The sequence below is a fragment of the Psychrobacillus sp. AK 1817 genome (assembly GCF_008807035.1).
GTDB lineage: Bacteria > Bacillota > Bacilli > Bacillales_A > Planococcaceae > Psychrobacillus > Psychrobacillus faecigallinarum.
Map to the genome: position 1 here is coordinate 2,856,402 of NZ_CP031739.1, position 24,502 is coordinate 2,880,903.

The window sequence follows — 24,502 nt, forward strand, 5'->3', positions numbered from 1 at the left end:
TTTTAAGTTGTTGGCTAATTCTATTAAGAAAAAAATATTATATTATTAGACTAATAATCCGCCTGTTTTTAAATATTTTTCAATACCTTCTGCTGTACGGTAAGCTAATGCTCCGACTGTACCTGTAGGGTTCATTCCTGAGTTATGAGGGAATGCGGATGCCCCTGGTACGAAGACATTTTCACAATCCCACATTTGTAGGTAGTTGTTTAGGGCACTTGTCTCAGGATTTGCGCCCATAATTACTCCGCCAGTGTTGTGCGTAGTTTGATATTTGGTAGTATCCCAATCTCCTTGATCTCCAGGAACTGAAATCATTTCTGCTCCCATTTCTTCAAGAATCTTAGCTGTTACTTCTTTAATATATTTTTGCTGATTTTTTTCATTATCATGATAGTTAAACGTCATACGAATAAGTGGATCACCAAATGCATCCTTATAAGTTGGATCCAAGTCAATATAGTTATCTTTATGAGGCATTACAGAGCCTTGGGAACCTACTGATAAACTGCGATTTGCCCAGAAAATACTCGCATCTTTATATTCTTTACCCCAGCCTGGAGTATCTTTTGGTACAGTATTATTTGAAATAGGACGTTTACCATAATGTCCTAGTGCAATGTTACCGCCATGAATGAAGTCCAAATCAGTGTGGTCAAAATTATCGCCATTGAAATCGTCTATTACTCCAGCAAGTGAACCTGTACCTGCATAAAGGTTAAATTCTCTATCTTTAAAGAAACCAGTAGAAGCAGCAGAAGTCATTTGGTATGCATAGTTTTTTCCAATAACTCCAGTACCAGTTTCAGGATTGTAAGGACGACCAAGTTTAGAGTTCAATAAGATTTTAATGTTGTTTAGTGCATATGCAGAAACCACGACTACATCAGCCTCTTGTATATACTCTTCTCCAGTGCGGGTATCAACGTATAATACTCCAGTTGCTTTTCCGTTCGTATGAAGTACTCGACGAACAACAGAGAACGTACGGACTTCAAAATTACCAGTTTCTTTTGCTACTGGTAACACTGTTACTACAGGAGATGCTTTAGATCCATACTCACATCCGAATCTTTCGCAGAAACCACAATATTGACAAGCACCACGTGATATTCCATCAGGATTAGTATAGCTTTCAGAAAGAGTGGCAGCTGGTGCAATATAAGGATGATATCCTAATCCCTTTGCAGCTTCTCTGAACATTTTCATAGATGGCGTTTCTTTTAATGGTACAGTTGGATATTTTACCTTTGGAACATCTGGATGTGGGTTTTCTTCACCTGAAATACCTGCCATTGCCTCGAACTTCTCAAAATAAGGTACTAGCTCATCATAAGTGATACCCCAGTCTTGAAGTGGCATATCTGCAGGAATTTTATCTTTTCCGTAACGTTCTACCGTTTTTGTATAAATTTCGAAGTCATATGGAAAGAAACGGTAAGTTAAACCATTCCAGTGTTCCCCGGAACCACCCACACCATCACCGATTAAAAATGAACCGTGTTGGCGATAAGGCAATGCTCTTTGTGAAGGATTATGACGTACTGTTACAGTTTCCTTCGAAAGGTCTTGCATCATTTCATTTCTTTGTTGATATCTTAACTCATCATGCACCATCATATAGTCTTCGGTAGAACGAGATTTTCCTCGTTCTAAACCTACTACCTTGTAACCTTTTTTAGTTAATTCGGCAGCGACTATACCTCCAGTCCAGCCGACTCCAACTAAAACTATATCTGTTTTTGGTAATTTTTTAGCCATAATTATTTACTCCCTTAAATTAATGATTGTGTTGTGAATTTAAACTCTTAGGTTCGAAAGTGACGAACTCTTCTTTTTCAATAATGTCTGTATAGCTCATTTGATGGCCAGGGAAGTTTTTCATTTTCCAGCCTTGCATATCCTTGTTTCCGCCGTATAAAGGATCTGAATAAACACCCTCGATGGTTGCACTTTTCAGTAGTTTAAAGAAATAACTAGAACTAACTGCGCCATTTAAAGTAATTTCTCCAGCTTCCATAGCTGTTAGAATAGCTATTTGCTCTTCATCACTAACCTCAGCAAATTTTTTATCATATTGTTTTTTTGCTTCTGCATTTAATGCTTCAATACCTAAGTCAAATATTTGTTGTCTATTTAAGTGAGTTTGATGTCCAAATAAAGCTGTAGCCTCCGCAGGATAGAAAGGACCGCTCATGTATTCCTTAGCGTTAAGTCCCCAGTTTCCCGCCAGCTGATGATCGATGTAGTAAGTAACCAGTAATTCTTTTGCTCCAGGGCCTGCATCCGTTTTTGGGAAGATTTGTTCTGTCGCCGCTTCGATTGTAGCGAATTGAGCTTGATCAAAATACATAAGTGCTTGATTGTAGTTTGTAGAAGATTTAGATGCAACATGAGATTCTTTAGTTACTTCAGTGGAGTCTTTTCCTAATAGACTCCCAAGAGCACCACCTAAAACTACTCCACCTACTGTTAATCCTGAATTCTTTATAAATTTACGTCTAGAAGAACGTTTTTCTAGAAATTGATTTTTTGTTTCCTGTTCTGACATATAAATACCTCCAACATAAAATGATTGAAAATTCATGTAACTATTTACTTAAGTAAATATCTGGATAAAAAAATTTGTTAACTACTTTCATTAGTGAATAAGATTACTCCAGTTGTATACTAACGAAAATAAAACTGTAAACACTAAAAGGGAACCTATAAAATATCCATGTTTTTTACCAGTCCAACAAAGAACTATAATTGCTAGCCCGACTCCAGAGCCTAGTAAAGCAAACCAAGGAAATGAAGAGTTATAGAAAAATAAAGCAAGTGCTAAATCTGCTACTATAAATAATGCAAAAAGTACTTGGTTTAATATTTTTAATTCTGCTAAATTGTAAGCTGACACATCTTTTCCTCTTTCTTTTATAAAAATTATCACTTAATAATCTAAAAAAATAACCGTCCTCAATTTTACTCTTATTTGTCATAAAATCTACTCATTTTAAAAAGTTTTTATATTCAGAAAAAATAATTAATTGGTTATATTGGCATAGTATAGCGGTTTATAGAGGGGGACTAGTAATAAACAATCCTAATATTAAAATGTTATTGAATGGAGGAAAGATATTATTAATAGAGAGGAGGGCATGAATACAAATATAAGTATTTATCTATTTTCATCGGTTTGTATGCTTTCTTATTATTCTGATATAATAAATAAAGCTTCTCTCCAAACTCGAGAGAAGCTTTATTTTAGTTATGATCTTCTACGTTTAAAACGATTCACTATAAAGATTAAAGCTAAGAGTATAACAATCCCAGCTGCGGAAGTTATTACAAATACATTGGAGTAGCCTGTTGACTGGCTCTCTGAAGATCCTTCTCGACCAAATCCAGACATAGCATTATTAGACTTTTGCCCACCATTAGGAGGCTCCATCCCCTCCGGCGCTTCCAAACCTTCTGGCATTTGCCCACCATTAGGAGGCTCCATCCCTTCCGGTGCTTCCAAACCTTCTGGCATTTGCCCACCGTTAGGAGGCTCCATCCCTTCCGGCGCTTCAAAACCTTCTGGCATTTGCTCGCCATTAGGAGGCTCCATTCCTTCGGATGCTAGATTTCCTTCCTCGGAAGGATTAGCTTGTTCAAGGGAGGTGGTGTTATTTTGAACGACTAATTCACCTGATAGCTGAGCTAATATAGAATCACTTCTTTGGCTTGCAAATTCTATAATTCCTGTTTCACCATATACGTCTTCCTCGAATTCATCCACGCTGAAAAAAGCTGTAGGATCTTTCTCTACGTATGGTTTAATCATTGTATGAATTTCATCTACCATAGAAGTAAATGAATCCTTGTCTAAAAAGGTAGTTGCTATCTCATTTAAATAATCTTCATATATAGTAATGTTCTCTTCATCAGTTAGAAGCGCATTAACAAGAGGACGATCCTCCATTGTAACTCCGCTAACGGGCTCATAAATGCTTAAGTTAATGTTTTCTTCTGAAACAGCATTACCACCCATCATTCCCATGCCCATTTGTCCACGATTGTGTGGTCTATTCTCCAGGTTTGAGTTTGTGTCTTCTGCACCTTGTGGCAGAGTAGCTTCATTTGTTTCGGGGGCGACAGCAGGAGAGGAGTGGTTTTCGTCAGCTTCCGCTCGTTCATTTCCTTGACCCAGGAATCCAGTTTTTCCGCCACCACCAGGGGCTCCTCCAGCACCAAAGCCTCCAAAGGACATATTATAATCCCAAGGCAATATAGAGAAAATCCCTTCCTCTTCGTATAGATAGTAGTTGTGCTTCATATTTCCTTGGTAGCTATCCATATTAACAAGGGCTGTATTGGCAGCAAAGTATCGAAGCATCTCATCGATATCTAATACGGGTCCTAAGTTGGAACCTTCCTCATTAATAGCACTGATAAATTTCAGAAACTCTTTCTCATCCTGAACGCTAATAGATGTCTTTGCCCCGATGCCAGAATAATCCTCATAGTTCTCCGAAATATACTGAAGGTCGCTTCCTGCACCATCAGGTTTATATAAGGAGTCTGAGCCTTTATCAAAATTACGTGCTAGGAATGTTTCTTCTATTGCTTCAACTCCGAGGTATAACCCTCGCTCTTCACCATTGATGGAGACGTACATGTAGGAGTAGCCTGGAGTGGCGATTCCAAATTGCTCCATTAATTTATAGGACATGTATTCACGCATTTGCGATGCGTCACTGTAATTATTATTTAAATTTAATTTTTTTAATCCGTCTAAGCTTTTCGTGCTGTCATAGTAATCGAAATCAATCTTAAAGCTATATCTTTCGGAATCATCCATTTGTACGACGGAACGAAGTGATAGATTTCCTTTCGTACGAATCCCTACGTTATTTACAGTAGTCCCATTAACAGTGACGTTTGCCTCGAATATTTCTTCATCCGATGCATTTTTAATCATTGAATCAAAATCACTGTCAGCCATTTCTATGTCAACGTTAGTGACTTGTTCCTGATTGAAAACTGTATTCATGTATTGATAACCTCTATCAGCAGACTCCAATCCTAATTTTGGATATAAATATAGAAAGCTTAGAAAGAGGCATATTAGGATGATAAACACTAAGAATACATGTGATTTCTTCATGTTGTATCCTCCTTTTTATGCAGTGAAATTGCCATCATAGCTAAGCATTACAGCCGAAGAAACTCCTTCTACATCTGCAATGATATTAACGATATTTTGTTCTTCTTTTTTCAACTGAACCTCATATGTTATTTCAAAGTATTGTTTTCCAACAGCTGACTTAGATTTTACAGAATGCTTTTTCGATAAATTGCCAACTAATTTTTCTAATGTCTTTTCTGTATGAATATTGTCATACTTTACTACTAATAAGTATGGGTCTTCAATAGATATCTTATTGACAAACAATACTAACACGACTCCAATCAAGACAGAGCCTAAAATAACAAGTGGGATAAAGCCTGCACCACATAAAATTCCTACAACAATTGCCCAGAAAAGATATATTAAATCCATTGGGTCCTTAATTGGCGTACGAAAACGAACAATTGACAAAGCCCCAACCATACCAAGAGACAATAGGACATTTGTGGAAATACCCATAATGATAAGAGAAGTAATCATTGTGATGGCAATCAATGCAATATTAAAAGAGTGAGAGTAAATGACACCTGAAAATGTTTTTTTGTAGATAACATATATAAACAATCCAATGACAAACGAAACGAGCAATCCTATCAAGGAATCGACAAGTGAAAAGCTAGCAGTTTGGTCTAAAAAGCTAGACTTGAAAATATCTGAAAATGTAGTTGTATTATTATTCATTTCAATTTCCTCCGTTATTAAACAATATATTAGCCAAACATTCGGCCTAATTGGTATTTAGAAAATGCACTAGCCTGTCTATCACTAACCTGTAGTAATTTTTTTATAACATCCGGCAAGAATCCATCATATTTAACCTCGACTATGACTGTTCCATAATCTAACACGTCTATCATTGGTATATGGGGATTTAATAGGTCCGTGTTATGAAAACTTGTTTTTACATCACTGTCAAATGTAATACGGACGTTGCCTTCTTCTTTAATGAAGACTTCCCTCGCGTAATCAATGATACTGACTGGTCTAATTTGATATAGCGTCATATGAAGATGAAGCTCGTTCAATAATTTTCGTTCATCTGCTTGCAACCAATCGATGTCACCAAGACGGATTCTTTCATACTCTTCAGGGGTGATTTGACATTTTTCTTTATATGTCATGTTATTGATCTTCGATTTTTTTTCTAAATTTAAGTAATCGAATTTATGGTTGTACAACCTTACTCTGAATTTCTGTCTTCGATAAAAGCCCTCCTTCTTCTCTGTAAGAATCTTATTTGAAAAATTATCAAAATAGATGCTTCGAATGAAGTACTTTCCATCTGGTCCCGCATGTGAATCCTTAGACATGACATGCTGGAGTTTATGTTTAAGGAGATAGCAATCTGCCTTTGTCATTTCATGCTTCAATTCATGTCTACCGTTCATATGTCATCCTCCTTTCCTATCTGTACAAAGTATAAAAAGCAAACCTTAAAGAAACCTTAAACTAGTTTTAAAATCTAAATAATTTCATATAAAAAAAAGCCTCAAATTCTTATTTTGAATTTGAGGCGTAAAAATTATTTATATGGAAGCTTTACTTGAAAGGTAGTTCCGCTAGATGGTTTGTAAGAAACTCTAATTGTACCGTTATGACTTTCTACTATCCATTGTGCGATAGATAATCCTAGTCCGGTGCCACCTGTTTCCTTAATTCTAGCTTTATCCTCTCTGTAAAACCGATCAAACACTCGCTTTATATTTTCTTCCCTTATACCAATACCCGTATCACTCACATCTATGGTTAGGTACTCTGGGTCTTCTCTTAATACCACGTGGATCTTGTCGTGCGGTCTTGTGTACTTAAGGGCATTGTCTAAAAGAATGACAAGAAGTTGATGAATTCGGTTTTTATCAATAGAAATTGTTCGTTTGCTGTGTATTTGGGTAATAATTTCTTTCTGTTCTAGCTCTGCTAATTCGAAGAAGGGATGAATAACTTCATTAACTAAATTACCTAAGTTTACTGGCTCTTTTTGTAGTTGCTGCTCCAACGAATCTGCTCTAGCTAAAGTGAGGAGATGGGTGGTCATTATATTCATCCTGCGAATCTCCGATAAGCTTAGGCCTATACTTTCAAATTGGTTCATAATTGTATCTTCAGGCTTAGTTAGCAGGTGCTCCAGCTTGCTTTGCACAATAGCTAAAGGTGTACGAAGCTCATGGGAGGCATTCTCTACAAACTCAGATTGTTTGCTCCAAGAATTAATAATGGGGTTCATCGATCTTTTTGCTAAAAAATAACTTGCTGTTATCGAAAGTAAAACAAAAATGATTGTACAGACAAATAGAATTTTTATAAAGTTATTAACTATACTTTGTTCAGCTTCCACACTAATTAATAATTCAGTATAGCTTCCATTACTATTTGGATACATTAAGGAACGAAACACATAGTCATTTGCTAATTTTGTTGTCTGTATCGTCTCTATAGTCTCAAGGGAGAAAGGGAGGTCCTCAGAAAATTCATTGATAAACCTTGTCCCAATTTGTTCCTCATTTAATATCGCGCCTTCTGCATCTCGAAGTAGCACAATCATTCGTGGATTAAATGGAACTGGCATTCTGTTGTTTGGACGTTCACTCATCTCTTTGGCTCGTAATAATTCATTGTCTACGGAGGAATATAATGTCTCTTCGACTAGCTGATAAATGATGAAAGAAAAAATGGAGAAAATCAGACTGAATGCTATAAAATTTAGTAACACTAATCTATTTTGTTGTTTCTTCAGTATGTTTTTTCTATACATTTTTTTCACCAATACTTAACATATATCCAAGGCCCCGAAAGGTCTTAAAGTATTGATCATAACCAAAAGGCTTAAGTTTTTTTCTGATGTGGCTAACATAAACCTCTACTACCGTTTGAGATGTCTCTGAATCGAAGCCCCACACTCGGTCGAATAATTGTTCCTTTGTCACAATGGTTCCCTGGTTCTTTACTAAAAACTCCAGTACATCAAACTGACGACCGTTTAGTTGCACAGGCTCTCCGTTAATAGAGGCCATCTTATTTATTAAATTTAATTGCAAATCCTGAAAAGAAAGGGTGTGGTCTCTGACTTGTTTATTAGATCTTCTAACAAGAGCATTCAGTCTGACCAGTAGTTCGTCCCTATGAAAGGGTTTAACTAAATAATCATCTGCACCAAGATGAAAGCCCTTGACCTTATCGGAGATTCCATCCTTCGCAGTAAGCATAAGAACGGGGGTCATAATGTTTTTTTCTCTTAGAGCTGCTAATACTTCATAGCCGTTCATATTGGCATCATGATATCCAAAATTAGAACATCTTCGATTCCTTGCTCAGCCATGAACAAACCATCTTCACCGTTGTGAGCCATACGGGCTTCAAAGGTGTCACTCACTAGGTCTCGAATACTTTCGGCCAAACGAATATCGTCCTCAATTATTAATAACTTCAAGTTATTTCCTCCTACGCCCGATATCTTTATGAAAATAATAATAAACCACTCCGACAAAAAAACAAAATCCATAGTACAAAATTAGCTGCGTATGGTATGATTAAAGTTAGTAACAGGTACTAATAACAGGTGAAAACGGGAGGTTCTTATGAAGGACTTAATACAATTAAAAAATAAAAACATTGTCGTAATGGGTGTGGCAAATGAGCGAAGTCTCGCTTGGGGAGTTGCAAAATCCTTATATGAAGTAGGGGCTAATGTTATTTTTACTTATCGTAAAGAGAGATCATTAGGTAAAATTCAAAAATTATTAAGTGCTAACGACTTGGAAGCTAAGCTAGTAGTAGAATGCGATGTTAATAGTGATGAAAGCGTTAAGTCAGCATTCGAAATGATAGGCAAGGAAGTAGGAGTCATTCATGGAGTTGTACACTCTGTTGCATTCGCCCATGCGGAAGATTTAAAGGATGATTTCATTAAAACGTCTAGAGAGGGTTATGCATTTGCGCAAGACACTAGTGCGTATTCCTTAATAGCTGCAGCAAGAGAAGCAGCACCTTTTATGACAGAGGGCGGATCAATTGTAACGATGACATACTTAGGAGCAGAACGTGTTTTAGAAGGATACAACGTTATGGGAATAGCTAAAGCATCATTAGAGGCTTCGGTAAAATATCTTGCACTAGATTTAGGTAAGCAAAATGTTCGAGTCAATGCGATTTCGGCAGGGGCAATTCGAACTTTAGCAGCAAAAGGTATATCTTCCTTCAACACAATTTTACACAAAATAGAAGAAACTGCTCCTTTACAAAGAAATGTAACACAAGAAGAAGTTGGCGATATGACAGTGGCTCTTCTTAGCAACCTATCTAGAGGTGTCACAGGGGAAATTGTGTACGTAGATTCTGGATATAATATTATGGGATAAATAATTTATTGAACTGTAGTTGGTATTATTCAACTACAGTTTTTTTTATTTGTCCAGATTCTCGCACATTGCCCTCGATAAAATACAATTTCATGAAAAGCATGACTCATAATAGCTGATTTCCACTTTAGGCGAACGCTTTTTAGCGGGTGAGCGATAAGCCATCACCGTCGCTTGCGCGTCGTTTGTGATGGCTATCTGTCTCCTTGCTCCCGCCGGAGTCGTCGCCTATCGCTACAATCCCAAGTGTGTTGGAAATGTGGTAAGTGCAGATGAAGGTTGACTCAACTATATAAATTAGTTGTTTAATATTCTATCTTAAAAGCTATAATCACATGAAAAGTCCGACTCATAATAGCTGATTTTCGCTTTAGGCGAACGCTTTTGAGCTGGGGAGCGACAAGCCATCATCATTGCTAGAAATCGGGGAGAGAGAATAGCTTAAAAGTCGATGGCTAGCGAAATTTCATAAATATTTAAAACTTATAAAGTTATTACTTATTAATAAAGATTATAAAAAAGAAGTTTTCTAAATACAATTTCGGGTATTTACACTAATAGAGTCGAATTAGATAAGAGGAGGAGTAAACTTGGATAAAAAGATAAATGAAAATAGTAAGAATGAACAATTAGAACAATTTCGTGTTGTAGATAAAGACAAAGCTATGACAACTAATCATGGTTTAAAAGTTTCAGAGGATGAATTTTCTTTAAAAGCTGGTGAGCGTGGTCCTACTCTTATGGAGGACTTTCATTTTAGAGAAAAAATGACACACTTTGATCATGAACGAATCCCAGAGCGAATCGTGCATGCAAGAGGGTACGGTGCTCATGGAGAATTTGAACTTTATGAATCCATGAAGCCTTATACAAAAGCGAAGTTCTTACAAACACCTGGCTCTAAGACCCCTGTATTTGTAAGGTTTTCGACAGTAGCAGGATCGCGTGGCTCTGGTGAGCTAGCACGTGATGCTCGAGGATTCTCAACCAAGTTCTATACTGAAGAAGGAAACTACGATTTAGTAGCCAATAATATTCCTGTCTTCTTCATCCAAGACGCTATTAAGTTCCCGGATCTAGTCCATGCCATGAAGCCAGAGCCTCATAACGAGATGCCTCAAGCGGCTACAGCACATGATACATTTTGGGATTTTATAGCGAACAATCAGGAATCTGCACATATGATTATGTGGGCAATGTCGGACCGAGCAATTCCACGTAGTTATCGTATGATGGAAGGTTTTGGCGTACATACTTTCCGATTCGTAAATGAAGAAGGAAAAGCTCATTTTGTAAAATTCCATTGGAAGCCATTGCTAGGAACTCACTCAGTAGTATGGGATGAAGCCCAAAAAATTAATGGTAAGGATCCGGATTTCCACCGCCGTGACCTCTATCAATCTATAGAAATGGGTGACTATCCAGAATACGAGTTTGGTGTACAAATTATTGCAGAAGAGGACGAGTTTGCCTTTGACTTTGATATATTAGATCCTACTAAAATTTGGCCGGAGGAGGATGTGCCGGTTAAAAGAATTGGAAAAATGACATTAAATCGTAATGTAGATAATGTATTTGCAGAAACGGAACAGGTTGCATTCCACCCTGGTAATGTTGTGCCAGGAATTGATTTTACAAATGACCCTCTTTTACAAGGAAGATTGTTCTCTTATACAGATACACAGCTTATCAGACTAGGTGGACCTAATTTCCACGAGCTACCTATTAACCGTCCAGTTTGTCCGTTCCATAACAATCAGCGAGATGGATATGGTCGACAAACGATAAACGTTGGACAAGTTAGCTATCATAAAAACTCACTAGCTAACAATACTCCAACACCAGTTAGTGAGGCCGAAGGTGGATATACACACTATCAAGAAAAAATAGATGCACACAAAGTAAGAGCTCGTAGTGAAAGCTTTAAGGATCATTTCTCTCAGGCAACGATGTTCTGGAATAGTATGAGTCAACCTGAAAAGGAACACATCATTGATGCATTTAGCTTTGAACTTGGTAAATGTGTAGAGAAGTCTGTCCGTGCGCAAGTATTAGAAATGTTTGCTCATGTAGATTTAGAAATGGCGAGCAAGGTAGCAGAAAATCTTGGTATGGTTGTTCAAGGGACAGCTGCCAATACAGTAACTAAATCCTCTCCAGCGTTAAGCCAGCTAAATACAGTGATGAAGCCAGATACTAGAAAAATAGCTATACTAGTAGGCGATGGCTTCGATGAGGAGCTATTGAGCATTATAGATGGCATAAAAGCAAAAGGAGCTCTCCCGCTAATTGTTAGTGATCATCATGGCAGTGTGACTGGAGCAAATGGTACAAGCTTACCTGTCGATCATACATTCTTAACCGAGGATTCTGTTTTATTTGACGCAATTTATGTGGCTAGTGGAGATGGAAAAACTCCAACGTTTAAGAAGAATGCTATGTTGTTTGTACAAGAAGCGTTTACACACTATAAACCTATTGGATCTACTTTTAGTGGAGACGAAATTTTAGAAGAGATGGGACTTGTAGGTCAAATTGGTGTATTTGCAAATGACAAAACACACTTTGTTGACACTTTCATTGATGCAGTGGCGAAACACCGCTTCTGGGATCGAGCTGTTTAATAAAGTTATAGTAACAATAGTAATTAATGAAAAGGTATGTCCGATGATAAAGGGCATACCTTTTTAAAATAAATTACATTTCACTTTACTAAAAAAAAGAGAAATACATAAAATTTTGTATTTAAATGGCGTATATAAGGGCATTGCTTACATAAGAAGGAATACCATTATTGAAAAGAGAAGTACTAGAGGTACTAAAAGGAGGAAAAGTGTATGCATTATGTAATCATTGGTGGGGATGCAGCGGGGATGAGTGCTGCTATGGAGATTGTCCGTAATGATCCAGACGCTCAAATTACCACACTTGAAAAAGGAAATATTTATTCGTACGGTCAATGTGGGTTACCTTACGTTGTTGGTAAAAAGGTGTTTTCAACAACAGATGTTATAGCACGCAGTGTGGAGATGTTCCGGACCAAATACAAGATAGATGCAAAAATTGGACATGAAGTGACCAAAGTAAACCCTGTAAATCAAACAGTTACTGGTAATGTCTTAGGAAGCGGAGAAAGCTTTGAGATTAAATATGATCGTCTATTAGTAGCTACAGGGGCTAGTTCAGTTGTACCTGACTGGGAGGGTACACAATTAGATGGGATACATACGTTTAAAACAATTCCTCAAACGGAGGCGTTAATAGCCGATTTAAAAGAAGTAGAACATGTAACCATCATAGGTGGAGGATATATCGGCTTAGAAATGGCAGAAAATATAAAGGAAATTGGTAAAGAGGTTCGAATTATCCAACGAGGAGAACAGTTAATGCCAATCCTTGATCCTGAGATGGCAGATATGCTACATCAAAAAGCAAAGGAAAAACAAGTGGAGCTTAAACTAAATGAGGAAGTTCGATCATTTACTGGGAAGGGACGAGTACAATCTGTAGTGACTGACAAAGGGACTTATTCGACAGATTTAGTGTTGTTAGCAATTGGAATAAAACCTTCAACCTTTTTCCTAAAGAATACGGGAATAGAAACTCTTTCAAATGGAGCTATTATCGTAAACGAATATATGGAAACAAGCATCCCATATATATACGCTGCAGGTGATTGTGCTACACATTATAATCGTATCAAACAAAAAAACGATTATATCCCTTTGGGTACTACTGCCAATAAACAAGGCAGACTAGCTGGGTTCAATATGGTTGGTAATAAAATACCTTTTAAAGGTATTGTCGGCACCTCTATTATGAAGTTCTTCGAATTGTCAATTGGTAGAACAGGACTATCAGAAAAAGAAGTAAAGGAATTAGACATTCCCTTTGAAACAAGTACGCTGGAGGCAACAGATATTGCAGGGTATTATCCTGGTAAAGAGTTAATGACGATTAAATTGCTTCATCGTAAAGAAGATCAGTTGCTTCTAGGTGGACAGATCGTGGGTGGACATGGGGTAGATAAGCGTACCGATGTTTTAGCTACTGCGCTATACCATAGCATGAAGCTTCCTGACTTATTAGATTTGGACTTAGCGTATGCCCCTCCGTTTAACGGGGTTTGGGATCCTATACAGCAGCTGGCTAAAAGGAATTTTGATAAGAATAAATAAAGAAAAGTGGGAAACAGGAAATGCTAATAGAGTCAAAGGGATTTAATATTAGGGGTATCTCCTATACAGTCAGATCTGCGAGTCAATTAGATGCCGACCAACTGTCTAAGGTAAGGCTGCAAATAGATGGAGAAACACAAAACCTAGATAGAGAACAAGGGGAAGCGTTTATAGATAAAGAAGGATTTAAAGAATTAATAGAAAATGATTCCCAATCTGATAAAAATCTTTTTTTAGTAGCTGAAGTGAATCATCAGATTGTTGGATTCTCAAGGTGTGAGGGAAGCGATTTAAAACGATTTGCCCATAAAGTAGAGTTTGGGGTCTGCATCTTGAAAGAATACTGGGGATTAAGAATTGGAACAAATTTTTTAAAGGAATCTATTGCTTGGGCAGATGCCAATGATATTAAAAAGATTGCGTTAAGCGTATTACATACGAACGAGAAGGCAATTGCCCTATATCAAAAATATGGTTTCGAAGTAGAAGGAATTTTAAAAAACGATAAAATGCTAGCTAAAGGGGAATATTATCATACCGTTGTAATGGGTAGAAGTATGGTTTAAAAAAATAGTTGACTATTCAAAACTTGTTGAATATACTATTAAAAATCAATTTAACTTTTTTAGGCAAAGAAAAGGACATGAGTCATTTAGATAATTTCTTATTAGAGAGCAGGGTCGTCGGCTGAAATCCCTGTAGGAAAAACGAATGATTTACCACCTTGGAGCTATTATGGTGAACAGTAAGTATCCATAATCGGGGAACCGTTATCTTCATTTTGAGGCAATTCACTTTAAGAATTGCAAAATTAGGGTGGAACCACGACCACACTCGTCCCTTTACCAGGACGGGTGTGGTTTTTTGCATGAGTAATTTTATATTTGAGCTGTGAAAAGGACACGAATCATTCAATGTTTTCTGTTTAGAGAGCAGGGTCACCGGCTGAAAGCCCTGCGAGAAAGTAGAATGGTTTACCACCTTAGAGCTATTAGGGGGAACGCTATTACTGCTAGTATCCGTAATCGGGAAACCGTTATCTTTTATGAGAGTCGTATTTTTATTAAGTACGACAAAATAGGGTGGAACCACGACCACACTCGTCCCTTGACCGGGACGGGTGTGGTCTTTTTGATTTTATTTAAAAAATAGGAGGAATTTATTATGTCAGTAAAAGCAGAGGAAAGATTAAATCACCAAAAATTGGGTCAGCAATTAGAATTATTTATGTCCATGGAGGAAGCGCCGGGTATGCCATTTTATTTGCCGAAAGGAATGATTTTACGAAATGAGCTTGAAAAAATTTGGAGAGAGAAGCATCAGCGAGCAGGCTACCAGGAGATAAAAACTCCTATTATGATGAAGCAGGAACTCTGGGAAAAATCAGGTCACTGGGACCATTACCATGAAAATATGTATTTTGCAGATGTAGATGAACAAAAATATGCTATAAAGCCAATGAATTGTCCTGGAGCAGTATTAATTTTTAATAGTAAAAGAAGAGGGTATCGAGAGCTGCCTATACGATATGCTGAGCTAGGATTAGTACATCGCCATGAGCTTTCGGGGTCACTGAATGGACTATTACGTGTTAGAGCATTTACTCAGGATGATGCACATTTATTTGTTCTGGAAGATCAGATTGAGAGTGAGCTTGCTAAGGTGATAGATCTAGTAGATGAATTCTATAAGGAGTTTGGCTTTAGCTATAAGGTTGAGCTATCGACTCGTCCGGAAGATTTTATGGGCTCCGTAGAGGCATGGGATCAGGCAGAAGAAGCACTAGAATCTGTACTAAAAAGCAAACAAGTCGATTATCAAGTAAACGAAGGAGATGGAGCCTTTTATGGTCCTAAGATCGACTTTCATATACTTGATTCGCTTGGACGAAGTTGGCAGTGTGGAACAGTACAACTTGATTTTCAAATGCCTGAAAAATTCAATTGTCAGTATGTCGATGAGAATAACCAATTGCGTCAGCCTATCATGATTCATCGTGCCATCTATGGCTCTATAGAACGTTTTATGGCTATTTTATTAGAACACTTTCAAGGCAGTTTCCCTCTCTGGCTAGCACCAGTACAAGTAAAAGTCTTACCCATTGCAGATGCACATGTCGCTTATGCAGAAGATGTAAAGCAACAGCTAGAGCAGAAGGGATACCGAGTGGAGATAGATGACCGTGTAGAAAAAATAGGACTAAAAATAAGAGAGGCGGCAATGCAAAAGCATCCTTACATGCTGATTATCGGAGACCAAGAAATGGAGAAGCAGATTGTTTCCGTTAGGAAGCATAAAGCTGGAAGTCTTGGTGAAATGAAAGTGGAAGCTTTTATTGAACAGCAGCTAGGACAATAAATCGCGAAGTTGGTCAAAGCGAGTAAGTAATGCCTGGATGTAGTAAAACATGTCTAGATTGTAGTAATAATAGTGAGGATTGTCGCAAATCTGGTCAAAACGAGTAAGCAATGCGTGGATTGTAGTAAACTACCGCGACATTGTCGTAAAGCATGGCGGGATTGTCGTAAAAACCGTGGGGATTGTCGTAAACGGGGTCAAAACGAATGAGTAATGCGTGGATTGTAGTAAACTACCGCGGCATTGTCGTAAAGCATGGCGGGATTGTCGTAAAAACCGTGGAGATTGTCGTAAATCTGGTGAATACGAGTGAGAAATGCGTGGATTGTAGTAAACTACCGCGACATTGTCGTAAAGCATGTCTAGATTGTAGTAATAATAGTGAGGATTGTCGTAAACGGGGTCAAAACGAGTGAGAAATGCGTGGATTGTAGTAAACTACCGCGACATTGTCGTAAAGCATGTCTAGATTGTAGTAATAATAGTGAGGATTGTCGTAAACGGGGTCAAAACGAGTGAGAAATGCGTAGATTGTAGTAAACTGCCGCGTTATTGTCGTAAAGCATGGCCAGATTGTCGTAAAAACCGTGGGGATTGTCGTAAACGGGGTCACCTAGAGCAGTTAAGCTCCCAAGTTTCGCAGAGAAAAGGATTTTAAAGCTTCTATCTCGAATAAATGCTAAAGAGGGGGTATAGCAAGATGAAATGGCTTGTATTGTTTGCAGGAATTGTTTTATTAGGAGGTAATATTTATGGTGTATACGACATGTATCAGCCAAAAGTAGGGCCTCTAGGCGATGTGAAATTTTCTGCACATGTTTGGATTAGCATCTTTGTTAGCGCATTAGTAGGAATTCTTGCGATTGCTCAATTCTTTATATTATTGGGCTATGATCTACGTAAGAAGAGGTTTCCGAGGATGGAAACAGAACGATTTTTATTGCGCCAAATAGAAGCAAACGATGCGACAGAGGTATTCCATTATTTTTCACAGGACGAGGTCATGAAATATTATGATTTAGATGTCTTGAAGGATATTAGCGAAGCAAGAAAAATAATTGATAACTGGCAAAAAAGGTACCATAAAAATGAGGGGTTACGTTGGGGAATAGCAACTAAGAAAGACAATAAGATTGTAGGAAGCTGCGGCTATCATAATTGGGAAAAAGAACATTTTAAGGCGGAAATCGGTTTTGAGGTTACGCCAGAGTTTTGGAGAGCTGGAGTAATGACAGAGGTTTTAGAGCCAATTTTAAAACATGGTTTTGAAAAAATGGATCTGCATAGAATTGAAGCACTATATGACCCGGAGAATATTGCTTCGAGAAGAACTTTAGAAAAGGCAGGATTTGTGTACGAGGGGACATTAAGAAAATCAGCATTTGAAAAAGGCCGTTTTTGTGATGCTGCTATTTGCTCCTTATTAAAAGAAGAGTTTGCGAAATAGCAGCAAACCCTCCACTTTATATATTAATATTTTACCCAGCTTAGTCCAGTTGTACCTTCCCCTGCGTGAACTCCTACACAGGCGCTCAATGGGATAACAATTACCTTTAGCTTAGGGAATTCCTGCAGAATTTCTTCTCTCCAGGTTTTAGCATCTTTTATATTGTTGCAATTAATCACGGCGACTTCTGGAATTTCAGCTTTTTTCATATCATTTCGAAGTAAGTCCATTACATAATTCTTAGCTCTTTTATCAGCACGTACTTTTGCTTTCATAACAACTTTTCCGTTATCAAAGGAAATGACCACTTTTATATTTAATAGATTACTCAGAAAGGCTTTAGTGCCAGATACACGGCCACTTTTATGGAGCTGAGTTAAGCTAGATGGAATGAAGGACAGTTCAGAGTTTAATGTCATGTTTTCAATATGATTCACGACTTCCGCTACGTCATGGCCTGCCTCTACCATGCTTTTTCCGACTTCGAGCATTTTGACCATCGGATAAGAGCCTATCTTAGAGTCTATTGAATACACGTCAAAATTTGCCATTTTAGAGGCGGTTTGTGAACTGTTGTAGGTTCCTGACAACTCACTGGAAGTGTGGACAGCAATAGCACAGTCGTATCCTTGTGCTTTCAAGTCTTTATACAATTGCACCATCTCACCAATCGGAGGCTGAGATGTTTTAGGATGAACTTTGGCGGTCCTTAATTTGTCGTAGAATTCATCGTGTGTCATATCAATTGTTTCTTTGAATGCACCCTCTTCAAAAACAATATTTAATGGCAAGACATGTATATTATGTTTTTCTATAAATGATTGTTCCAATAAAGCAGCAGTATCAGTTATCCAAGCAACTTTTTTATTCACAGTTTGATAATCTCCTCAATAAAAATTAATTTGTTAGCGCTAATGTAACCTAGTCTTATTTATTGGAATAGTGTTACTTGTCATGTTTTGTCGAAATTTCGGAACCTGGGACATATTTTGAACATATTTAGTAGGAGGAAACAACAGTGGGACATGTATTGCCGAATCCTGTTCATGACATAATGCAAAAATATTTACAGGCATTAAATGCCTCCTTACCAAGTGCCATTATTGAAGGTGTTTATATGTATGGTTCTATTGCGTTAGGAGCTTTTGATGAAAAGAAGAGTGATGTAGACTTTATCGTTTTATTAAAAAGATCGGCAAATGAACAAGAAGTAGAAATTATAAAAGATATCCATTTTCATATATCTAAAGAGAAATTAGGGGCTCGGATGGATGGAATGTATATTCAAACAGCTGACCTGGGTAAAAAAAACGATATTCTCCTGCCGTATCCTTATTGCTCAGACGGTGAAGTAAAAGTTGGCCATTGGGATATCAATCATGTAACTTGGTGGATTTTAAAGAAACATGGGATTGCATTACAAGGAAGTCCAATTCATGAGTTAAACATTTCTACTACATGGGAGGATGTCTTAGGAACGTTAAAATATAATATCAACGAATATTGGTATAAGAAATCCAAAGAAATACCTAATTCATTGCCTGATGATATGGTGGAGTTTGTCACAACTACTATTTGTAGAATTCTTTATTCTCTTAAGTACCAACAGATTATTTCAAAAAAAGAAGCTCTAGAAAAGGGATTAGTTATATTACCTTATCGTTGGCATACTTTACTAAAAGAAGGGATGAGGATACGGTCATCAGAGCAGCTCCCCTCACTTTTCGACACAGAAAGCTCTCGTGCAGAAGCCTGCAAAGATTTTATATTATACGCACACGAAATATGTAATGAAGGTTTTTTTATGGAGGTTTAGGAATGGATATTAGAAGATTAATAGATGTAGATGCCATTGCTTATTGGGAACTAAGGCTAGAGGCTCTGCAAAACAGTCCAGAGGCATTTGGAACAAGCTATGAAGAGGCTCTTCAAAGAGAAAATCCAATTGAACGAGTAAAAGATAATTTCAAGGTAAATGGAAATTATACGTTCGGTGCGTTTGAAGAAGATAAATTAATCGGTATGGTTACTCTAGCACAAGAGAGTTCCTTAAAAATGAAGCATAGGGCAAATATTTTTGCCATGTATGTAAGCTCAAAGGGAAGAAGAAAAGGTGTAGGAAAAGCCCTAATGGAGCAAGCCATTAACCAGGCAAGAGAAACTAATGAAATAGAAAAGATTAATCTATCTGTTGTGTCGAGTAATGAATCCGCAAAAAATTTATATTTACAATTAGGTTTTAAGGTGTTCGGAGTAGAAGAAATGGCTTTAAAGGATAGAGACGTCTATTACGAAGAACATCACATGACACTTATTCTAAATTAAAGGAGATAATCTAATGGAGGAAAAATCAAGTAACCTAGAAAAACTGGGGGGAAAGCTACCATTATTTCAGTCCCCCGTCCGTTCTATTTTCGAAAAGTTTTCCAGAGAAAAAGATGTATCTCTTATATACGGAGAACCGATTGTATTGGAGAACAAAAGAATCTTACCTGTTGCCAAAGTAAATTATTTTGTAGGTGGAGGCGGAGGTGGCGCGATTTCAGATGAAGAAAATTCTACAGGTCAAGGAGAAGGAGGCGGTGGTGCCTTTTCGATAAAACCGGTTGGAGTATATGAAATCACTGCGGAGAAAGTTAAATTCAAGCCCGCCCTTCCGATTAATCAAATACTTACTGTTTTTTCAGTAGTCACGCTAGGGATTGTTTTCTTGTTGAGAAAAAGATGTAAATAGTTAGGGAAAAAACGCTTCCTTCTAAAGGTTTGCGTTTTTTCTATGCTTTAACCATTGAACAAACGTTAGCAGAAGCATGACAAAAATAGCTCCGCATGTATCTAATAGAACATCCTGAAGAAGAGCAGATCGTCCACTCGTAAAGGATTGATGGAATTCATCTGCAACTGCTAGAAGAAAGGTAATCATTATTGCAGTAAGTTTTCGATATTTTCTCTTCGGCAAAGCAATATAAATAGCTAAACTAATCAAACCAAAATAAAAAAAGTGGACTCCTTTTCTTATTAAGAATTCGACAAATGCATAGTAGCCACGTTCCTCGACAGAAACATAGAATCCCCAATAAGGAATATGAAATAATGATAAAAAGGACTCCAATGGCTTGCTTGGAAGCCACTCTTTAAGCACAGCCTCCAAAGACTGTTGCTCGGAAGTCTGCCCGGAGGCTATAAATACAAAGACAAGTAAAAGTAAAAGTGGAATAAATTTTTTCATATAAAAACAGTAGCATAAATTGAAGTAGAAACAAAATAATTGCAGACTTTATAGCTAATAAAAGAGTAAAAAGCTGGTTGTTTCACAAGCTTCTATCACCAATTGAAAGGCTATGGTACACTTACGATAAGTGAATAATTTTGCAGGGAAAAGGTGCTGACTTGTCAGCTTAATTAGGGAATTCGGTGAAAAACCGAAGCTGTATCCGCAACTGTAAATGCTGATGAAATAAGAAAAATACCACTGTTGGCCAAAAGCCAATGGGAAGGTTCTTAGAGTAAAATGATGCATGAGCCAGGAGACCGGCCTTTTCTTGAACGTATAAATACTCTTCGGAAGTTAAGGGGTTGTACGGCACGTTTCTATTTTCGATTAAATTTCTAACGATAAATAGGTATTGCGCCGCCCTTTTTTGGGGTGGCGTTTTTTTGTGCTGTAAGAAGTTGAGTATTGTATTGCCGAAAATTCACAAATAACTTGGAAAGGGGGCAGAGCATTGAAAAAAGACATGCGATATATTTGTTATCCATTTATGAGAGAAAAGCCGTCTACCGTAGACTTTGAGATTCGAACAGACTCATTGACCACACGTATTGGATTGGCCGCTTCTTTAACAAAAGATATTCCAAGAGTTTACGAGGATTTAATGTATCTGGCACCGATGGCATATCACGTAAATGGTTCTGTTAGAGGGAAGCTAGCAATCACTGAAGAGGATTTACAAATTCTAAGTGATATGTATGATTTCTACGTAAGTGAGGTGGAAGGAAGAGTAGATATATTCGTACTTCCACAAGGCTCAACAGCTGCATGTGAATTACACGTGTGTCGTAGTGAAGCAAAAAAATCTGTAAGGGCTTTACATAAAGTTTCAGTAGAAAGAGAAGTACCAGAAATTTTGTTTGATTACACACAGCTATTAGCAAATGTATTGTTTGCAATGGCGGTATATGTAAATAAGCATCATGAAGTAGAAGAAATTCAATTTGTCAGTAAATCATATCCGATGAGAAAAAAGAAAAAAGTGGAGGATTAACAAATGAATAAACAATTAAGGAATTGGTTAGCGGTACTAATACTTTCTATCTTACTTGTAGGCTGCCAAGAGGCTGAAAAAAATACAGCTGTTGAAACAGATTCTGTACAAGAAGTAAAAGAATATACTGTAACGGATGATATGGGGAAAGAAGTTACATTCGAAGAAGTTCCGGAAACGATTGTGTCTCTACAACCAAGTAACACAGAAATCCTGTTTGCCCTTGGTGTAGGAGATAAAATTGTTGGAGCTACAGAATACGATACCTATCCAGAAGAGGCACTAGAAATTGAACGAGTTTCCGATTCTATGAAGTTCAACGCAGAACGTATTTTAGAGATAAATCCAGATGTTGTGATTGCTTATACAACTGGATCTGAGGAAGAGCTTAAAGTGTTGGAAGACGCGGGGTTAGATGTTTTTGTCATTCAATCGGCGCTATCATTTGAAGACGTCTATGGAGATATTGAACAGTTGGCCGCAGTAATGGGAGTAGAGGATAAAGGAACGGATCTTGTTGCCTCTATTAAAACTACTATTCAAAGTGTTCAGGACAAAGTATCAGGTGTAAGCGATCAGAAACACGTCTACTTTGAAATCAGCCCATCTCCAGAAATTTTTACAACAGGAAAAAATACTTTCCAACAAGAAGTTTTGAGTAAAGCTACAGTTGTAAATATTTTTGGAGACCAAGAGGGATGGATTAAATTATCTGAGGAAGATGTCATTAAGAAAAATCCTCCGATTATCTTGACTACCGTAAATTATGTAGAAGATCCAATTGGTGAGATTAAGGCTCGTCCAGGCTGGAATCAGTTGGAGGCAGTGCAAAACAACGCCATTTTCCAATTAGATCAGGACATTATGTCTCGCCCAGGGCCACGAATTGGTGAAGCTGTAGAACTAGTAGCTAAAACCGTTTACCCAGAGATATTTGAATAAAATAGAAGTTGGTCTCGTTTTGAGGAGACCAACTTCTTTTGTTTTAAAACAGGTACCTTGCAATGAATAATAGTGTTATGGTATAGTACTATCTAATGAATAGTACCGAGGGAGAGAGAGATATGACAGCGAATGTTTATATTGAGATGTTAGGAAAAGAGCTTTATATGTTGAATACAAAGGAACGCCAAGCAATAGTTCGAGATTTCCAAAAGTATTTTTGTGATTTGTTAAAAGAGGGACAAACTGAGCAAGCAATAATTGAATCATTAGGAGCACCATCGTATATAGCAAGGGAATTACTTAAGGCTTACTCAGAAGAGGAAATGATATTAACAGAAGTGGAATATGAAGGCGCATATATATAAAATGCTACAAAGGTTAGTTACCCTTCGTAGCACAATTTCATTTACAATCGTTTAGTAAGCTGAACTAGTTCAACTTTTTTATATTACAGGAATCCAAATCTCCGAATAACAGTTTGGATCAGATGGGTCATCATCTGTATACACTTCCATCTCTGGTGTTCCGTGAACTTCAAAGATTGCCCACTTTGGTGCTGGTATTTCCAGTGTATCCAGATTTTTCTGGTGTGTCGCCTTTATAACTGCCCCCTATCCAATAATCCATCATACTGTCGACTTCAAAATTTTCTCCCATCACACAAACACCAAGAGCACCTTTTATTTCTTCGTTATTTAAAGAAATAATGAAACAACAAGCTCTTGTTTAGATTCTTGTAGATTAATCTAGCAACGTATATTAACACATGCAAAAAGCCACCTATTATAGAAATAGGTGGCTTTTTGCATTAGATATTTTTTTAGTTTCTGTTTCTTTGTCTTCTATTCTAAATTCTTCTGCAACCTCGTCCGCTATATCTTTAGTTGAGTTTTTAAATTCTTCTAACGTCTCTCCAACTGCTCTACCCAATTGAGGTAATTTTTTCGGACCGAACACGATTAAAGCAATAATTAATATGATGATTAAACCAAGTGTTCCGATATTTGGTATTATACTCTCTCCCATACTGATTCTATATACTGTCACGTGGTTTTTGCAAAAGTAGTTAATCTTACAAAAAAAGGTTTTTTTGTATCAATAAAACATTATATTCCTACGTTTAAATTTGTAAATATTTTGGTATTAAAAATAATCAAATTGTGTGAGCTGGAAAAGTCTCTTCGATATAAAACACTCCTTTTTCCCTTCTATAACTTTCTATAAATTGTTTATACCACTAGTCCTTTAGCGTTTTTCAATCACAAAACACTAGTTACTTTATACCGATAATAAAAGAGTTTTTACTATTAATTTGCAATTTTTATGTGAATTTAATGTTTTTTCAGAATAGAATTATATTTTCTGATCCGAAATAAATATATAGTATTGAAGAAATAAAAGGAGTAAACTATTCAACGGTTGTTTTTTTATGTATAAAAATTACATTTTCATAGTTGAGTGAACTATGTTAAAGGAGAATAAAAGTGACGCAATATAACTTAGAAGAATTAAAACTGTTGAATCAAGTAATTTTCGCTTTATTTATAGTAGCAGATTTAGCTCTTGGCCTCTTTTACTATAATAATGAGTTTCCTTGGTTCGCGTTAATAGGTTCAAGTATTGGACTAGCTATTATTGTTCTTTGCTGGACTGGAAAAAAATATATATACTTTATCTCATTTTTATTGGTTTATACAATCCTATTCTCATTAGTTTATAACTGGCATGCAGTTTTTCATTAATCAGAATCTTTTTAACTCATTGTTTACCTGAATAAACAATTTAAGCTATTTTTT

The 24,502-nt window shown here is 37.0% G+C and carries 25 protein-coding genes, 1 pseudogene, 1 riboswitch and 1 other annotated feature; of the genes and pseudogenes, 15 read left to right on the plus strand and 11 right to left on the minus strand.

Annotated elements, in window-relative coordinates; genetic code table 11:
* Window positions 1-45: 45 nt before the first annotated feature.
* The 8 genes and pseudogenes from D0S48_RS14295 to D0S48_RS14330 all read right to left on the minus strand — a co-directional run bounded on the left by D0S48_RS14295 (window position 46) and on the right by D0S48_RS14330 (window position 8,585).
* The gene (locus D0S48_RS14295) at window positions 46-1,761 is read right to left on the minus strand and encodes a GMC family oxidoreductase (RefSeq protein ID WP_144539279.1); all 1,716 of its coding nucleotides are present in this window, start codon (window positions 1,759-1,761) and stop codon (window positions 46-48) included.
* Window positions 1,762-1,780: 19 nt separating this feature from the next.
* Window positions 1,781-2,551, minus strand: coding sequence for a gluconate 2-dehydrogenase subunit 3 family protein (locus D0S48_RS14300; RefSeq protein ID WP_144539281.1), 771 nt, complete (start codon window positions 2,549-2,551; stop codon window positions 1,781-1,783).
* A 90-nt stretch (window positions 2,552-2,641) separates the two neighbouring features.
* Window positions 2,642-2,899 (minus strand): hypothetical protein, encoded by a 258-nt coding sequence (locus D0S48_RS14305; protein ID WP_151112278.1) that lies wholly within the window; start codon window positions 2,897-2,899, stop codon window positions 2,642-2,644.
* 351 nt (window positions 2,900-3,250) lie between these two features.
* Complete coding sequence (locus D0S48_RS14310; protein WP_151112280.1) at window positions 3,251-5,134, minus strand: CotH kinase family protein; 1,884 nt, start codon at window positions 5,132-5,134, stop codon at window positions 3,251-3,253.
* A gap of 15 nt (window positions 5,135-5,149) precedes the next feature.
* Window positions 5,150-5,839, minus strand: coding sequence for a DUF4956 domain-containing protein (locus D0S48_RS14315; RefSeq protein WP_144539287.1), 690 nt, complete (start codon window positions 5,837-5,839; stop codon window positions 5,150-5,152).
* A gap of 29 nt (window positions 5,840-5,868) precedes the next feature.
* A complete protein-coding gene (locus D0S48_RS14320; protein ID WP_151112282.1) occupies window positions 5,869-6,546 on the minus strand; it encodes a polyphosphate polymerase domain-containing protein in 678 nt (225 codons plus the stop codon).
* Between the two features lie 134 nt (window positions 6,547-6,680).
* Complete coding sequence (locus tag D0S48_RS14325) at window positions 6,681-7,910, minus strand: sensor histidine kinase (protein ID WP_151112284.1); 1,230 nt, start codon at window positions 7,908-7,910, stop codon at window positions 6,681-6,683.
* Window positions 7,903-8,585: pseudogene (locus D0S48_RS14330) on the minus strand (response regulator transcription factor). The gene D0S48_RS14325 and the pseudogene D0S48_RS14330 overlap by 8 nt, the downstream one beginning before the upstream one ends.
* 148 nt (window positions 8,586-8,733) lie before the next feature.
* Here D0S48_RS14330 and fabI point away from each other — a divergent pair.
* The 8 genes from fabI to D0S48_RS14365 all read left to right on the plus strand — a co-directional run bounded on the left by fabI (window position 8,734) and on the right by D0S48_RS14365 (window position 17,496).
* Window positions 8,734-9,513 (plus strand): enoyl-ACP reductase FabI, encoded by a 780-nt coding sequence (gene fabI / locus D0S48_RS14335; RefSeq protein ID WP_144539295.1) that lies wholly within the window; start codon window positions 8,734-8,736, stop codon window positions 9,511-9,513.
* Window positions 9,514-10,103: 590 nt separating this feature from the next.
* On the plus strand, window positions 10,104-12,137 hold the full coding sequence (locus tag D0S48_RS14340) for a catalase (protein ID WP_144539297.1): 2,034 nt from the start codon (window positions 10,104-10,106) through the stop codon (window positions 12,135-12,137).
* A gap of 213 nt (window positions 12,138-12,350) precedes the next feature.
* Window positions 12,351-13,691 (plus strand): FAD-dependent oxidoreductase, encoded by a 1,341-nt coding sequence (locus D0S48_RS14345; protein WP_151112286.1) that lies wholly within the window; start codon window positions 12,351-12,353, stop codon window positions 13,689-13,691.
* Window positions 13,692-13,711: 20 nt separating this feature from the next.
* Complete coding sequence (locus D0S48_RS14350) at window positions 13,712-14,257, plus strand: GNAT family N-acetyltransferase (protein ID WP_151112288.1); 546 nt, start codon at window positions 13,712-13,714, stop codon at window positions 14,255-14,257.
* A 57-nt stretch (window positions 14,258-14,314) separates the two neighbouring features.
* Window positions 14,315-14,536, plus strand: a binding site (T-box leader).
* Between the two features lie 319 nt (window positions 14,537-14,855).
* Entirely contained in the window at window positions 14,856-16,049 is a 1,194-nt protein-coding gene (gene thrS, locus D0S48_RS14355; RefSeq protein ID WP_151112290.1) for a threonine--tRNA ligase, read from the plus strand.
* Window positions 16,050-16,128: 79 nt separating this feature from the next.
* Window positions 16,129-16,263, plus strand: coding sequence for a hypothetical protein (locus tag D0S48_RS21135; protein WP_255475361.1), 135 nt, complete (start codon window positions 16,129-16,131; stop codon window positions 16,261-16,263).
* Entirely contained in the window at window positions 16,256-16,465 is a 210-nt protein-coding gene (locus D0S48_RS14360) for a hypothetical protein (protein ID WP_151112292.1), read from the plus strand. Before D0S48_RS21135 ends, D0S48_RS14360 begins: the two co-directional genes overlap by 8 nt.
* 284 nt (window positions 16,466-16,749) lie before the next feature.
* Window positions 16,750-17,496 carry a GNAT family N-acetyltransferase gene (locus tag D0S48_RS14365; protein ID WP_225321626.1) on the plus strand — a complete coding sequence of 249 codons (747 nt, stop codon included), beginning with the start codon at window positions 16,750-16,752 and terminating at the stop codon, window positions 17,494-17,496.
* A gap of 23 nt (window positions 17,497-17,519) precedes the next feature.
* Here the strand turns inward: D0S48_RS14365 and D0S48_RS14370 are convergent, their stop codons facing one another.
* Window positions 17,520-18,368, minus strand: coding sequence for a DegV family protein (locus D0S48_RS14370; protein ID WP_151112294.1), 849 nt, complete (start codon window positions 18,366-18,368; stop codon window positions 17,520-17,522).
* A gap of 146 nt (window positions 18,369-18,514) precedes the next feature.
* Here D0S48_RS14370 and D0S48_RS14375 point away from each other — a divergent pair, with 146 nt between their 5' ends.
* The 3 genes from D0S48_RS14375 to D0S48_RS14385 are packed head-to-tail and all read left to right on the plus strand — an operon-like array spanning window position 18,515 to window position 20,230.
* The gene (locus D0S48_RS14375; RefSeq protein ID WP_151112296.1) at window positions 18,515-19,312 is read left to right on the plus strand and encodes an aminoglycoside adenylyltransferase domain-containing protein; all 798 of its coding nucleotides are present in this window, start codon (window positions 18,515-18,517) and stop codon (window positions 19,310-19,312) included.
* Window positions 19,313-19,314: 2 nt separating this feature from the next.
* The gene (locus tag D0S48_RS14380) at window positions 19,315-19,821 is read left to right on the plus strand and encodes a GNAT family N-acetyltransferase (protein WP_151112298.1); all 507 of its coding nucleotides are present in this window, start codon (window positions 19,315-19,317) and stop codon (window positions 19,819-19,821) included.
* A gap of 13 nt (window positions 19,822-19,834) precedes the next feature.
* The gene (locus D0S48_RS14385; protein ID WP_151112300.1) at window positions 19,835-20,230 is read left to right on the plus strand and encodes a spore germination protein GerW family protein; all 396 of its coding nucleotides are present in this window, start codon (window positions 19,835-19,837) and stop codon (window positions 20,228-20,230) included.
* A gap of 21 nt (window positions 20,231-20,251) precedes the next feature.
* Here the strand turns inward: D0S48_RS14385 and D0S48_RS14390 are convergent, their stop codons facing one another.
* A complete protein-coding gene (locus tag D0S48_RS14390) occupies window positions 20,252-20,725 on the minus strand; it encodes a VanZ family protein (protein WP_151112302.1) in 474 nt (157 codons plus the stop codon).
* A 134-nt stretch (window positions 20,726-20,859) separates the two neighbouring features.
* Window positions 20,860-21,051, plus strand: a riboswitch (cobalamin riboswitch).
* 170 nt (window positions 21,052-21,221) lie between these two features.
* On the opposite strand from D0S48_RS14390, the gene D0S48_RS14395 reads away from it, so the two are divergent.
* The 3 genes from D0S48_RS14395 to D0S48_RS14405 all read left to right on the plus strand — a co-directional run bounded on the left by D0S48_RS14395 (window position 21,222) and on the right by D0S48_RS14405 (window position 23,071).
* Window positions 21,222-21,761, plus strand: coding sequence for a hypothetical protein (locus tag D0S48_RS14395; protein ID WP_151112304.1), 540 nt, complete (start codon window positions 21,222-21,224; stop codon window positions 21,759-21,761).
* 3 nt (window positions 21,762-21,764) lie between these two features.
* Window positions 21,765-22,703 (plus strand): ABC transporter substrate-binding protein, encoded by a 939-nt coding sequence (locus D0S48_RS14400; protein ID WP_151112306.1) that lies wholly within the window; start codon window positions 21,765-21,767, stop codon window positions 22,701-22,703.
* A 122-nt stretch (window positions 22,704-22,825) separates the two neighbouring features.
* Window positions 22,826-23,071 carry an HAAS signaling domain-containing protein gene (locus D0S48_RS14405; protein ID WP_191963810.1) on the plus strand — a complete coding sequence of 82 codons (246 nt, stop codon included), beginning with the start codon at window positions 22,826-22,828 and terminating at the stop codon, window positions 23,069-23,071.
* A 418-nt stretch (window positions 23,072-23,489) separates the two neighbouring features.
* On the opposite strand, the gene tatA is transcribed toward D0S48_RS14405, so the two are convergent.
* Window positions 23,490-23,720, minus strand: a complete 231-nt coding sequence (gene tatA, locus D0S48_RS14415) for a twin-arginine translocase TatA/TatE family subunit (RefSeq protein WP_151113829.1) — start codon at window positions 23,718-23,720, stop codon at window positions 23,490-23,492.
* A 470-nt stretch (window positions 23,721-24,190) separates the two neighbouring features.
* Between tatA and D0S48_RS14420 the strand changes: the two genes are divergently transcribed.
* Window positions 24,191-24,448 carry a hypothetical protein gene (locus D0S48_RS14420; RefSeq protein ID WP_144539321.1) on the plus strand — a complete coding sequence of 86 codons (258 nt, stop codon included), beginning with the start codon at window positions 24,191-24,193 and terminating at the stop codon, window positions 24,446-24,448.
* The last annotated feature ends 54 nt before the right edge of the window (window positions 24,449-24,502 follow it).